Annotated in this window: 12 protein-coding genes; 6 read left to right on the top strand and 6 right to left on the bottom strand. The window is 71.7% G+C overall.

The genetic code is table 11. The features are described 5' to 3' along the window. Positions 1-31: 31 nt before the first annotated feature. From ACFO3J_RS06055 to ACFO3J_RS06070, 4 genes are all read right to left on the bottom strand, one after another. Positions 32-1,222 (bottom strand): cytochrome P450 family protein, encoded by a 1,191-nt coding sequence (locus ACFO3J_RS06055; RefSeq protein ID WP_386426840.1) that lies wholly within the window; start codon positions 1,220-1,222, stop codon positions 32-34. 29 nt (positions 1,223-1,251) lie between these two features. Continuing rightward, positions 1,252-1,875: a bifunctional 4-hydroxy-2-oxoglutarate aldolase/2-dehydro-3-deoxy-phosphogluconate aldolase gene (locus ACFO3J_RS06060; RefSeq protein ID WP_386426841.1), complete on the bottom strand. Its 624-nt coding sequence runs from the start codon at positions 1,873-1,875 to the stop codon at positions 1,252-1,254. A 305-nt stretch (positions 1,876-2,180) separates the two neighbouring features. After that, complete coding sequence (locus ACFO3J_RS06065) at positions 2,181-3,002, bottom strand: AIM24 family protein (RefSeq protein WP_386426843.1); 822 nt, start codon at positions 3,000-3,002, stop codon at positions 2,181-2,183. Positions 3,003-3,105: 103 nt separating this feature from the next. After that, a complete protein-coding gene (locus ACFO3J_RS06070; protein ID WP_386426845.1) occupies positions 3,106-4,419 on the bottom strand; it encodes an ROK family transcriptional regulator in 1,314 nt (437 codons plus the stop codon). A gap of 149 nt (positions 4,420-4,568) precedes the next feature. Between ACFO3J_RS06070 and ACFO3J_RS06075 the strand changes: the two genes are divergently transcribed. Genes ACFO3J_RS06075 through ACFO3J_RS06090 form a run of 4 tightly spaced genes read left to right on the top strand, consistent with a single transcriptional unit; the run spans position 4,569 to position 9,170 of the window. Then, on the top strand, positions 4,569-5,915 hold the full coding sequence (locus tag ACFO3J_RS06075; protein ID WP_386426847.1) for an ABC transporter substrate-binding protein: 1,347 nt from the start codon (positions 4,569-4,571) through the stop codon (positions 5,913-5,915). Positions 5,916-5,928: 13 nt separating this feature from the next. Next, on the top strand, positions 5,929-6,933 hold the full coding sequence (locus ACFO3J_RS06080) for a carbohydrate ABC transporter permease (RefSeq protein WP_386426849.1): 1,005 nt from the start codon (positions 5,929-5,931) through the stop codon (positions 6,931-6,933). A gap of 22 nt (positions 6,934-6,955) precedes the next feature. Beyond that, positions 6,956-7,795: a carbohydrate ABC transporter permease gene (locus tag ACFO3J_RS06085; protein WP_386426936.1), complete on the top strand. Its 840-nt coding sequence runs from the start codon at positions 6,956-6,958 to the stop codon at positions 7,793-7,795. 19 nt (positions 7,796-7,814) lie between these two features. Further along, on the top strand, positions 7,815-9,170 hold the full coding sequence (locus ACFO3J_RS06090) for a GH1 family beta-glucosidase (protein WP_386426851.1): 1,356 nt from the start codon (positions 7,815-7,817) through the stop codon (positions 9,168-9,170). Positions 9,171-9,173: 3 nt separating this feature from the next. Here the strand turns inward: ACFO3J_RS06090 and allB are convergent, their stop codons facing one another. Next, the gene (gene allB / locus ACFO3J_RS06095; RefSeq protein ID WP_386426938.1) at positions 9,174-10,517 is read right to left on the bottom strand and encodes an allantoinase AllB; all 1,344 of its coding nucleotides are present in this window, start codon (positions 10,515-10,517) and stop codon (positions 9,174-9,176) included. A 200-nt stretch (positions 10,518-10,717) separates the two neighbouring features. On the opposite strand from allB, the gene ACFO3J_RS06100 reads away from it, so the two are divergent. Further along, complete coding sequence (locus ACFO3J_RS06100) at positions 10,718-11,488, top strand: IclR family transcriptional regulator (RefSeq protein WP_386426853.1); 771 nt, start codon at positions 10,718-10,720, stop codon at positions 11,486-11,488. A gap of 427 nt (positions 11,489-11,915) precedes the next feature. Here ACFO3J_RS06100 and ACFO3J_RS06105 read toward each other — a convergent pair whose 3' ends face one another. Next, positions 11,916-12,278, bottom strand: coding sequence for a DUF5955 family protein (locus ACFO3J_RS06105; RefSeq protein WP_386426855.1), 363 nt, complete (start codon positions 12,276-12,278; stop codon positions 11,916-11,918). Between the two features lie 273 nt (positions 12,279-12,551). On the opposite strand from ACFO3J_RS06105, the gene ACFO3J_RS06110 reads away from it, so the two are divergent. After that, positions 12,552-13,253 carry a nucleotidyltransferase family protein gene (locus tag ACFO3J_RS06110; protein ID WP_386426857.1) on the top strand — a complete coding sequence of 234 codons (702 nt, stop codon included), beginning with the start codon at positions 12,552-12,554 and terminating at the stop codon, positions 13,251-13,253. The last annotated feature ends 15 nt before the right edge of the window (positions 13,254-13,268 follow it).

A 13,268-nucleotide genomic window follows, 5' to 3' on the forward strand; every position in this document is an offset into this window, starting at 1 on the left:
GCCGACCGCTCAGCGCCCCGCGCCCGCCGGGTCAGAACCGTACCGGCAGCCGCTGCACCCCCCGGATGAGCTGCCCGGCCCGCCACCGCAGCTCGGTCGCGGGGGCGTCCAGCCTCAGCTCGGGGCAGCGCTCCAGGAGGGAGCCGATGGCGATCCGGCCCTCCAGCCGGGCCAGCGGAGCGCCCAGGCAGTAGTGGACGCCGTGGCCGAAGGCGAGGTGGGCCCGCGGCTCGCGGCGGATGTCGAAGGTGTCCGGGGCCGGATAGCGGCCGGGGTCGCGGTTGCCGGCCGCGAGGACGACCGTCACCACCTGGCCGGCCGGGATGAGCCGGCCGGCGATCTCGGTGGGCTCGCGGGTGAAGCGGTAGGTGGCGTTCTCCACCGGCCCCTCGTAGCGCAGCATTTCCTCGATGGCGCCGTCCATCAGCCCCGGATCGGCGCGCAGCGCGGCGAGCTGGTCGGGATGGCGCAGCAGCGCGAGCACGCCGTTGGCGATGAGATTGACGGTGGTCTCGTGGCCGGCGACCAGCAGCAGGAAGGCCATCCCGACCAGTTCCTCGCCGGAGAGCTGGTCGCCCTCCTCGTCGCGGGCCCGGATCAGGTCGCTCAGCAGGTCGCCCTGCGGTCCGTGGCGCCGCTTGTCCCCGATCAGGCAGGTGAGGTAGGCGCCGATCTCGGCCGCCGCCGCGGCCTCCTCCTCGTAACCGGCGCTCTCCCCGATGACCTTGCGGGACAGCGCGCTGAACATCGCCCGGTCCAGGTCGGGTACGCCGAGCAGTTCGCAGATGACGGTGATCGGCAGCGGGAAGGCCAGCGCCTCGATCAGGTCGGCGGTCCCGCGCGGCAGCATCGCCTCCAGCAGCCGGTCGGTGATCTGCTGGACGCGCGGGCGCAGTTGCTCCATCCGCCGGGCGGTGAACTCGCGGGCCACCAGCTTGCGCAGCCGGGTGTGCTGCGGGGCGTCGGACTCCAGCATATTGGCGCTGATGACATAGAGGTCGCCGGGCTCGGGGACGAGGGTGCGCCAGTCCTTGCTGAGGCGCGGGTCGGCCAGCACGGCGCGGGCCTCGTCGTAGCCGACGATCAGCCACATCTCGCCGCCGGCCGGGGTGTTGACGTGGTGCAGCGGCCCCTGCTCCCGCAGCCTGGCGTAGACCGGGTAGGGGTCGGCGATGAACTCCTTGCCGTATCCGGACAGATCGATGGTCTCGATGATGCTCATCCGCTTGCCCCTCGGTACGCAAACTCCGCTCACCGCACGTCGGCGAGCCTCTCCAGCAGTTCGGTGAGCCGCTTGGTGACTGTCTCCCGGTCGCCGCCGGTCAGCGAAGAGCCCATCCCGACGGCCACGGCGCCCGCGGCGACCCAGTGCGGGGCGTCCGCCACGGTGATCCCGCCGATCGGCAGCAGCGCCGCCTGCGGGATGATCGCGCGGACGTCGATCACCCAGTCCGGGGTGTAGGCGGTGGCCGGGTAGAGGGTGAGCGCGTCGGCGCCCAGTTCCATGGCGTGGACGGCTTCGGTGGGGGTGGAGACGCCCGGGAAGACGGGTATCCCGTAGCGGTGGCCGGTGCGCAGCACCTGCTCGTCCAGGTTGGGCGAGAGCAGGAAGCGGGCGCCGGCCTCGATGGCCATCCGGGCGGACACCTCGTCCAGTACGGTCCCGGCGCCGATCACCGCGTCGTCGCCGACCTCGCGGACCAGGGTGGTCACGGCCTCCAGCGCGAAGGGCGTGGTGAGGGATATCTCCAGCGTGGTCAGCCCGGCGGACAGCAGGGTGTCGGCGGTCGCCGCGGCCTGGTCGTAGCTCTCGCTGCGGATGGTGGCGAATACCCGCTGGGCCAGTGCGGCCCGGGTGATCTCCCAGCGGTACACGGCTGATCGCCCACCTTCCTCGGGGTCTGCGCGGAGGGGGTGCGGCGCGGCGTCGCGCTGCACGGGGTCAGCACGCTACCCGTAGCGGGCGGCGCGGACGGGAGAGGAAGCCGCAGCGTCACCTCACCGTGACTTGGGGGGAGCATGAGACCGCTGGGGCCGCGGGGTCATCCCGCGTAGATCGTCGCCCGGGCCAATACCCCGACCGGCCATGTGACATCGCTCACTCCCGCCAGGTCGTCCCGTCCGGCGGGAGGGCGGGTCTCACCGCATGTGTGCGGACCCCACGAGGTCCTCCACATGAGTCACCCCACGTGGGTGGAGAACATCCCGCCCGTCGGGCCCTGCTTGTCCCCACCTTGCGCCTTCTTCAGCGCGTTGGCGAGCCCCTCCAGTGTCATGGATTGCAGGATCACCCGGCCATCACCCTCCAGAGTGGCGAGCGAGAGCCCCTCGCCGCCGAAGACGGCGTTCATCAGGCCCTGCCGGTTGAGGCCGCCGATGCGCTGGACGCCGTACTGGATGCCCTCCTCGAAGGCCACGATGCAGCCGGTGTCCACCTCGATCCGGCCGCCGAAGTCGGCCGCCGGGTTGAGGTCGATGAAGTTGCCGGCGCCCGCGATGATCACGGTGCCGCGGCCAGTGAACTTCTCCAGGATGAAGCCCTCGCCGCCGCTCATGCCCTGCCGGCCGCCGGCGAAGGCGATACCGAACTGCACGCTGGACTCGGCCGCCACGAAGGCGTCCTTCTCGGCGAACCAGGCCCGCGACCCGCTGAGCTCAAGGGCCCGCATCTCGCCGGGCAGCACCCCGGCGAAGCCGACGGTGCCCTCACCGCCGGTGGCGGTGAAGTACTGGAAGGCCAGGGATTCGCCGGCCAGCGCGCGCTGGCCGACCTGCATGGCGGTGCCGACGGCCTGCCGCAGCAGTCCGCCCATGCCGCCGCCGCCCTGCTGGCCGGGGGCGCCCGCGGGGCGGCTGCCGGGGGCGCCGAGCCGGGTCTCCATCGTGACGTTGGAGGTCTTGAAGAGGAATTTGCCCGCCTCGCAGTACACCGTCTGACCCGGGCTGAGGGTGCAGATGGCCATCTGCATGGCGTTGCCGACGATCTGCTGCTGCAGGGTCACAGCGGGCTCCTAGGGCGTGCTCGGGGACGAGGTCGGCGCCCCTTCGGAGCCGCGCCGGACCCACGTCGGGCGACGTGCGCGGGACCGGGGACGCACCGCCGGATCAACGTACCGCGCGCGCGATTCGGTTCCGCAAGGCCTCGGGGCGCTCGGTCCGGCTGCCGTCCCCGGCGCCGCTGTGCGGGGCGGGCACCCGGACGGGGCGCTCGCCGCCGGTGTCCAGGAAGCGGGCCAGCGGGAGGGTGGCGGCGCCCACGGTGACCGCGTCGGCGCCGAGCCGGCCCAGCTCGATGGAGGTCTGCGCGCAGGGGTGGCGCAGCGCGTAGGCGGCGGCCACCTCGCGGACCGCGGGCAGCAGCCGGGGGCCGAGCAGCAGGCCGGCCCAGCCGCCGATCACGATGCGCTGCGGGTTGAACAGGTTGATCAGGTCGGCGATGCCGGCCCCCAGGTATTCGGCCGCCTCGTCGAGCAGCGCGGCCGCCTCGGGGTCGTGGTCGGCGGCGGCGAGCAGGGCGGCGAGCCCGCTCTCCTCGCTGACCCCCTCGGGCGCCGCGTGCCAGCGGCCGAGCAGTGCCTCGGCGCCCACATACGCCTCCAGGCAGCCCCGGGAGCCGCAGCGGCAGGTCCGCCCGCCGACCCGCAGGGTGGTGTGGCCCCACTCGCCGGCGCTGCTGCTGGCGCCGTGGTACGGGCTGCCGTCGGCCACGACGGCGGCGCCGACGCCGGAGCCGATCAGCGCGATGACGACATTGCCCGAGCCGCGTCCGCCGCCGAACCACATCTCGGCCTGGCCCAGGGTCTTGGCGCCGTTGTCGATGTAGAGCGGCAGGGCGGTGCCGGCCCGCAGCAGCCGGCCGAGCGGGACCGCGTCCCAGCCGATGGTCTGGCCGTGCACCACGATGCCCGTGCCCTCACCCGGCGGGCTCCCCTCGGGGTCGCCCTGCTCGACGATGCCGGGCACGCCGATGCCGACGCCGAGCACCTCGCTGTCGTCGACGCCCGCCTCGCGCACCACCGTGCCGATGCCTTCGAGGGCGAGCCGGACCACATGGTCCACATCGTGGCCGCTGTCGGACAACGGCAGGTCGGCGGAGGCCAGTTCGGTCAGCGCGAGGTCGAACAGCTCGACCCGGACCCGGGTCTCGCCGACATCCACGCCGACCACATGGCCGAAGCCGGCCGCGACCTGGAGCAGGATTCTGGGCCGGCCGCCGTCGGACTCGACAGCCCCCGCTTCCTCGACCATGCCGTCGGCGATCAGCTCACCCACGACGTTGCTGATCGAACCTGCGCTCAGGCCGGTGTCCCGGCCCAACTCCTGACGACTGAGGGGGCCTTCGAAATACAAATGACGCAGAAGCGATGCACGGTTGCCCCGCCGCAGGTCACGCACGGTCCGCTTGCCGCGCTCTGCCATCAAGTCACCCTCCCAGGCCGTCCGGCGAGAATCTATCGCTGCACAGGGTCTTGACGCCACCTTTTCTCACAAGTTAAATCACGGCCTGAATTAAGGCACAGGCGCTGTTCACTTCCTGAAGCGATCCCACCCCCTGAGAGGGAACCGGTATGCGCACCTCCAGCACGTCCAGCAGACTCCTCGCGGCCACCGCCCTCGTGGCCGCGCTCGGTCTCACCCTGTCCGCCTGTGGCGGCGGCGACTCCGACAAGAGCAGCGGCAAGACCTCCAGCGACCCCGGCAGTCTCAAGGGTCAGACGATCACCTACTGGGCCAGCAACCAGGGCACCAGCCTGGACAACGACAAGCAGGTGCTGACCCCCGAGCTGGCCAAGTTCACCCAGCAGACCGGCATCAAGGTCAACCTCGAGGTCGTCGGCTGGGCGGACCTGCTCAACCGCATCCTGGCGGCCACCACCTCCGGCCAGGGCCCGGACGTCCTGAACATCGGCAACACCTGGTCCGCGTCGCTGCAGGCGACCGGCGCGCTGCTGCCGTGGAGCGACGACGAGTTCAACAAGATCGGCGGCAAGGACCGCTTCGCGTCCGCCGCGATCGCCTCCACCGGCGCGGTCGGCCAGACCCCGGCCGCGGTGCCGATCTACTCGATGGCCTACGGTCTGTACTACAACAAGAAGCAGTTCGCGGACGCCGGCCTGACCCCGCCGAAGACCTGGGACCAGCTGGTCTCCGACGGCAAGGCGCTGACCAAGGACGGCCACTACGGCCTCGCGGTCGAGGGCGGCAACGGCTCGGAGAACATCCACCACGCCTTCGTGCTGGCCAAGCAGCGGGGCTCCAGCTGGTTCGACGCGTCGGGCAAGGCGACCTTCGACACCCCGGCGAACGTCGCCGCGGTCAAGCAGTACGTCGGCTTCATCGCCAACGACAAGATCGCCGCGAAGGGCGACGCCGAGTACGCGCAGAACCAGACCATCACCGACTTCGCCACCGGCAAGGCCGCGATGATGATGTGGCAGTCCGCCGCCACCTCCATCAAGGCGCACGGCATGACGCCCGACCAGTACGGCGTGGTGCCCGTCCCGACCCTGACCGAGGGCGCCACCGGTGACGCCGGTGTGACCTCGATGGTGGCCGGCATCAACCTCGCGGTGTTCAAGAACAGCAAGCACCAGGAAGCCGCCGTCGACCTGGTCAAGTTCCTGACCAGCACGCCGGAGCAGAAGATCCTCAACGGTGCCTACGGCTCGCTGCCGCCGGTCAAGGAGGCGCAGAGCGACCCCGCCTTCCAGACCCCCGACCTCAAGGTGCTCGCCGGCGTGCTCGGCAGCTCGGCCGCGCCGCTGCCGCAGGTCCCGAACGAGGCCCAGTTCGAGACGCTGATCGGTACCGCGGTCAAGGACCTGTTCGCCGACGCCGCAGCCGGCAAGGCCGTCACGGACGCCTCCGTGAAGTCCGAGCTGACCAAGGCTCAGCAGCAGATGCCCGCATCCTAAGGACCGGCTCTTCATGACTGCCACCGCCCCTCCCCGGAGCGCACCCGAGGCCGGTCCCCCCAGCGGCAAGCCCGCTGTCGGGGGCCGGCTCCGGCCGCGCATCCCCGTACGGCTGCGCCAGATCGGCCTGCCGTATCTGTTGCTGTTCCCCGCGCTGATCCTCGAACTGCTGATCCACATCGTCCCGATGGTGTTCGGCATCGTCATCAGCTTCAAAGGGCTGACCCAGTTCTTCATCCGTGACTGGGGCAGCGCGCCCTGGTCGGGGCTGAACAACTACCGACTGGCGGTGAAGTTCGACCAGCCCGTCGGCGAGGCGCTGCTGCACTCGTTCTGGGTGACCTGCTGCTTCACCGTGCTGTCGGTCGCCTTCTGCTGGCTGTTCGGCACCGTCGCGGCGATCCTGCTGCAGGACGCCTTCCGCGGCCGTGCCCTGCTGCGCGCGATCTTCCTGGTGCCGTACGCACTGCCGGTCTACACCGCGGTCATCACCTGGACGTTCATGTTCCAGCAGGAGACCGGCCTGGTGAACCACGTCCTGCACGACCAGCTGCACCTCACCTCCGACAAGCCGTTCTGGCTGATCGGCCCCAACAGCTTCTGGGCGCTGGTCATCGTCTCGGTCTGGAAGGGCTGGCCGTTCGCCTTCCTGTGCGTCATGGCGGGCCTGCAGAACATCCCGCGCGAGCTCTACGAGGCCGCCGCGATGGACGGCGCCGGCATCTGGCAGCAGATCCGGAAGATCACCATGCCGTCGCTGCGGCCGGTGAACCAGGTGCTGGTGCTGGTGCTCTTCCTGTGGACGTTCAACGACTTCAACACCCCGTATGTGATGTTCGGTCAATCGGCCCCGAAACCGGCCGACTTGATCTCCATCCACATCTACCAGTCGTCGTTCATCACCTGGAACTTCGGCTCCGGCTCGGCGATGTCCGTGCTGCTGCTGCTCTTCCTGCTGCTGGTCACCGCGATCTACCTGCTGTTCACGTCCAGGAAGCGGGGCGACGCCGATGTCTAGGATGCCTGCCGAGCAGTCCCCCATGGCGGTGCCGAAGTCCTTCCTGTGGACCCGCCGGATCCTGCTGACGCTGCTGCTGCTGTTCGTACTCATCCCCGTGTACGTGATGCTCAGCTCGTCGCTGAAGAACCTCCAGGACGTCCAGGGGTCCTTCAAGTGGATACCCAGCCACCTCACGATCAGGCCGTACATCGACATCTGGTCGACGGTGCCGCTGGCGCACTACTTCGTGAACTCGCTGATCGTCTCGGTCAGCGCGACCCTGCTGTCCGTCGCGGTGGCGATCTTCGCGGCCTACGGAGTGAGCCGCTACCGCTTCGCGGGCCGCCGGCTCTTCACCATCACCGTGCTGTCGACGCAGATGTTCCCCGGCATCCTCTTCCTGCTGCCGCTGTTCATCATCTTCGTCAACATCGGCAACTCCACCGGCATCCAGCTCTACGGCAGCCGGCTCGGCCTGATCATCACGTATCTCACCTTCTCGCTCCCCTTCTCCATCTGGATGCTGGTCGGCTACTTCGACTCCATCCCGCGCGACCTCGACGAGGCCGCGAAGGTGGACGGCTGCGGCCCGTTCGGCGCGCTGTTCCGGGTCGTCGTACCGGCTGCCATCCCCGGCATCGTCGCGGTGTCCGTCTACGCGTTCATGACGGCCTGGGGCGAAGTGCTCTTCGCCTCCATCATGACCAACGACAGCACCCGAACCCTGGCCGTGGGCCTGCGCAGTTACGCGACTCAGAACGACGTGTACTGGAACCAGGTCATGGCCGCCTCGCTCGTGGTGAGCTTGCCAGTGGTCGCCGGATTCCTTGCCCTGCAGCGTTACCTCGTCGCCGGACTGACCGCCGGCGCCGTCAAGTAACCCCACCGAAAGGTAACTTGTGAACGACCTGAGCGCTCTTCCCGCCGATTTCATCTGGGGCGCGGCCACCGCCGCCTACCAGATCGAGGGCGCGGTGGACGAGGACGGCCGGGCCCCGTCCATCTGGGACACCTTCTCCCACACCCCCGGCAAGGTCGCGGGCGGCGACACCGGCGACGTCGCCTGTGACCACTACCACCGCACGGCCGAGGACCTGGAGCTGATCAAGGCTCTGGACCTGGGCTCCTACCGGTTCTCCATCGCGTGGCCGCGGATCGTCCCGCAGGGCGGGGGCGCGGTCAACGCGGCCGGTCTCGCCTTCTACGACCGGCTGGTCGACTCCCTGCTGGAGGCGGGCGTCACGCCCAACGCGACCCTGTACCACTGGGACCTGCCGCAGGCCCAGCAGGACCGCGGCGGCTGGCCGGAGCGGGAGACCGCCGAGCGGTTCGGCGAGTACGCCGCCGTGGTCGGCCAGGCCCTCGGCGACCGGGTCAAGGACTGGGCGACCCTCAACGAGCCGCTGTGCTCGGCGTGGATCGGCCACCTGGAGGGCACCATGGCTCCGGGCTGGACCGATCTGACCGCGGCGGTCCGCGCCTCCTACCATTTGCACGTCGGGCACGGCCTGGCCGTGCAGGCGCTGCGGGCGGCCCACTCCGACCTGCGGATCGGCATCGTCAACAACCTCAGCCCGTGCGAGCCGGCCACCGACCGGGAGGCCGACATCGCGGCCGCCAAGCGGGCCGACGGACACACCAACCGCTGGTGGCTGGACCCGATCCACGGGCGCGGCTACCCGCAGGACATGCTGGACCTGTACGGCGTCGACCTGCCGATCAAGGACGGCGACCTGGAGTCGATCGCGGCTCCGCTGGACTGGCTGGGCCTGAACTACTACTTCCGGAACGTCATCACCGACGACCCGACCGGCCCGGCGCCCTACGCCAAGCCGGTCTACCTGCCGGGCGTGCGGCGCACCGCGATGGACTGGGAGGTCAACGCCGACGGCCTGGAGCAGCTGCTGGTCCGGCTGTCCGAGGAGTACGGCGCCAGCCGCATCTTCGTCACCGAGAACGGCTCCGCCTACCACGACACGGTGGGCGCCGACGGTCAGGTGGACGACCCGGAGCGGTCCCAGTACCTGGAGGAGCACCTGGCCGCCTGCGCCCGGGCGGTCCGCCGCGGGGTCCCGCTGGCCGGGTACTACGCCTGGTCGCTGCTGGACAACTTCGAGTGGGCGTACGGCTACGACAAGCGCTTCGGCCTGGTCCATGTCGACTACGCCACCCAGAAGCGCACCATCAAGGGCAGCGGCCGGCGGTACGCGGACCTCATCGCGGCACACCGCCGCCGGGTGCGCCGCGCGGCATGACGCTCAACTCCCGTCGGCCGGCCGTTCGATGAGCCGGCCGGCGGGCTCCGTACCCACACTTCCGTCCCTCGCCACCACCCGGCCGCCCAGCCAGGTGGAGCGCACCACCCCGTACAGGGTGCGGCCGGCGTAGGCGGTGATGGGGTTGCGGTGCTGGAGGCGGGCCGGATCCACGGTGAAGGTCCGCTCGGGGGCGAGGACGGCGAAGTCCGCGTCGTAGCCCTCGGCGACGGCGCCCTTGGTGGCGCCGAGTCCGGCGAGGCGGGCCGGGCCGGCGGACATCCAGCGGGCGACGTCGGAAAGGGTGTGGCCACGGCGGCGGGCTTCGGTCCACACCGCGGGCAGACCCAGCTGGAGTGAGGAGATACCGCCCCACGCGGCGGCGAAGTCACCGGTGTCCTTGTGCTTGAGGTCGACGGTCGACGGCGAGTGGTCCGAGACCACGCAGTCGATCAGCCCGTCGGCCAGCGCCTGCCAGAGCGCGTCCTGGTTGGCGGCCTCCCGGATCGGCGGGCAGCACTTGAACTCGGTGGCGCCGTCGGGCACTTCCTCAGCGGTCAGGGTGAGGAAGTGCGGGCAGGTCTCCACGGTGATCCGGACGCCTTCGCGGCGCGCGGCCGCGATCAGCGGCAGCGCGCCGGCGGAGGACAGATGCAGGATGTGCACCCGGGCGCCGAGGCGCCGTGCCAGCGCGATCAGATCGGCGACGGCGCGGTCCTCGGCGGCCCGGGGGCGCGAGGCGAGGAAGTCGGCGTATCGGGGCCCGGATCGCTGCGGGGCCGCGCCGATCGTCCCCGGGTCCTCGGCGTGCGCGATCAGCAGTCCGTCGAAGCGGGCCAACTCCGCGAGATGCGCTTCCAGTTCGGCCGGGCCGAGCGGCGGGAACTCGTCCACGCCGGAGGGCAGCAGGAAGCACTTGAAGCCGAAGACGCCCGCGTCGTGCAGCGGCCGCAGATCCCCGGTGTTGCCGGGTACGGCCCCGCCCCAGAAGCCGGTGTCGGTGTGCACCCGGCCGCGGGCGGTGTCCCGCTTGATCTCCAGATGGGCGGCGGTGGTGGTGGGCGGGATGCTGTTCAGCGGCATGTCCACCACGGTGGTGATCCCGCCGGCCACGGCGGCGGCGGTGGCGGTCGCGAAGCCCTCCCAGGCAGTGCGGCCCGGGTCGTTGATGTGCACATGGGTGTCGACCAGACCGGGCAGCAGTACGTCCGCGCCGAGGTCGGTCAGCCGGGTGCCGGCCGGGACGGCGGCGTCGTGGGGCAGCACCGCGGTGATCGTGCCGCCCTCGATGGCGACGGTGGCCGGGCGCTCGCCGTCCGGGGTCACCACGCGGGTCGAGCGCAGCATCCGCCGGCTGGTTCCCTCGGTCTCCTCGGCCCCGTCAGCCCTGTCCAGCACCGGCTCCCGCACGCTCGTACCTCCGGTTCGGCGACTGCTTCAACGTTCTGTTGACGGCCATGGTGCGGAGCGTTCTCGGGAACGTCAAGAACGGTAGGATTCCACAGAGCGAAAACAGCCTTCCGCGACCGACCGAGGGGGAATTCCAGGTGTCTGCTGACCGCGCCGGAGGCGTCCAGTCGCTCGAACGGGCCTTCGATCTGCTGGAGCGGATGGCCGACGCGGGCGGCGAGGTCGGCCTGAGCGAACTGTCGGCGACCAGCGGCCTGCCGCTGCCCACCATCCACCGGCTGATGCGCACCCTGCTGGACTGCGGTTACGTCCGGCAGCAGCCGAACCGGCGCTACGCGCTCGGGCCCCGGCTGATCCGGCTCGGCGAGAGCGCGTCCCGGCTGCTGGGCAGCTGGGCGCGGCCGTATCTCGCGGAGCTGGTCGAGGCGACGGGCGAGACCGCCAACATGGCGCTGCTGGACGGCGACGAGGCGGTGTACGTGGCGCAGGTGCCGTCCCGGCACTCGATGCGGATGTTCACCGAGGTGGGGCGGCGGGTGCTGCCGCACTCGGCCGGCGTCGGCAAGGCGCTGCTGTCCGAGCTGCCGCCCGAGGAGGTCCGCGCGCTGCTGGCCCGTACCGGCATGCCGGCCGCGACCGACCGCACCATCACCGAACCGGACGCCTTCCTCGCCGAGTTGGAGCGCATCCGCGCGATCGGCCACGCCGTGGACGACAACGAGCAGGAGCTCGGCGTGCGGTGCCTCGCGGTCACCGTGCCGGGCTCCCCCACAGCCGCCGCCATCTCCATCTCCGGCCCGGCGGGCCGGGTCACCGACGCGGCGACCGAGAAGATCGTGCCGGTCCTGCACGCGGTGGCCCACCGCCTGGCACTGGCGCTGCGCGACGCCGGAGCACCGGTCGCCTGACCACCGCGACACCCGGCGGACGCCGAGACCGCGAGCCGCGGTCAGGCGGCGCCGCAAGCCGCATCCGCGCGGCGGACGGGCGAAGGACATCGGGCCCCCGCCCCCGACCGGACCCGCTCATCCGGACTCCCCCCGGCTGCCGCCGAGACCGCGAGCCCGCACCCTCGTCGGACGGGCGAAGGGCATCCCGCGCCCGCCCGGCCCAGACCGGCTGATCCGGAACCCCCCGGCCATGTCATCAGCACTGACGGCCCGGCGGACGCCGGGACCGCGAGCCACAACCAGGCGGCGCCGCAAGCCGCATCCACGCGGCGGACCGGGGGCCCGTCGGCGGCGCGTGCGGAGTCGGCGAGCGCGGGCGGATCGGCTTATGCGCCAGCCCGCAAGCGCGCGCCGCGGCGCCCCGGCCGGAACGGCCGGAAATCGCTCATCCGCGGCCTCGGTACGGCGGCGCCAGCGTCTCCACCGCCTCTCGCAGCGCGTCCAGCGGCGCGGTCAGCGCGCTGACCGAACCCAGCGCGGCGGCCACCAGCAGTAAAGAGTGCCGCAGCCGCTCGGTGTCGGGCAGGATGCCGGCCCGGCCGGCCGTGACGGCCTGCGCCGCCAGCTCTTCCAGTTCATCCTCGGCGACCGCGCGGTCCGGTAACAGCGGCCGGTACGCGGCGAGTTCACGCCGCAGCCAGGCCACCGCATCATGCAGGCCCACCGCCGCGCTCCGCCCCGCGCCGCCACCGCCCGGCCGCGCGGCCATGCCGCCGCGGTCGTCGTCGAGCACCTGAGTCTCCCCCACCACCACGTACTACCTGCCCCATTGAGTCGTACTGGCTCCCGGCGGCTCCGGCCCTCGCCCCCCGGGGCGGATCAGTAAACGCGACCGGGCGGCCTTCGCGCTACAGGGCCGTAGAAAATTGCGCCGAATTCGATGCCGCACGCGCGCGGTCGGTACCCGTCTGGCAGCTCATGGTGCTTTCGTCCCCTCTCCGGCGGGGTTTGACGGTACCCGAACGCGCCACGCCGACCGGGGGCCTGTTCGAGGACGGGGCGGCGGCGGTATGCAGGAGGTATGGAGACGAGGGGCGAGGTGGCCGGTCTGCTGCTGGCGGCCGGCGGGGGGCGGCGGCTCGGCGGCCGGCCGAAGGCGCTGCTGCCGTTCGGCGACCGGCCGCTGGTGGAGCACGCGGCAGGGGTGCTGCGGGCCGGCGGCTGCGGCCCGGTGCATGTGGTGCTGGGCGCGGCGGCGGCCGAGGTCCGGGAGCGGGCCGACCTGTCGGGCTGCGTCGTCGTGGAGAACCCGCACTGGGAGGAGGGCATGGGCTCCTCGCTGCGGGCGGGCCTGGCGTCGCTGGCGGGCCGCACCCAGGGGTTCGGGAGCGGCCAGGCGCACCGGCCGGTGCCCGCGCCGCCGGGTGGCGCGCCGCCGCGCCCGGCCGCCGCGGTGATCGGGCTGGTGGACCAGCCGGAGGTCGGCGCCGAGTCGGTCGCCCGGGTGCTGGCCGCCGCCCGGGCCGGCCAGGACCTGCTGTCGGCACTGGTCTCGGCGATGTACGACGGGCGCCGCGCCCATCCGGTGCTGATCGGGGCGAGCCGCTGGGCGGGGGTGGCGTGCAGCGCGGGCGAGGACCGCGGCGCGCGTACGTATCTGCGCGAACACGCCGAGCAGACACTGCTGGTGGAGTGCGGCGACGTCGGCAACCCGGCGGACATCGACACGCCGGCGGACCTGCGGCTGCTGGAAGCCGCCGCCCGGCGTGCCACAAAACGTTGAACTTCCGCAGTGCGA

This window comes from Streptomyces polygonati (assembly GCF_042650325.1).
In the GTDB taxonomy this organism is placed as follows: domain Bacteria; phylum Actinomycetota; class Actinomycetes; order Streptomycetales; family Streptomycetaceae; genus Actinacidiphila; species Actinacidiphila polygonati.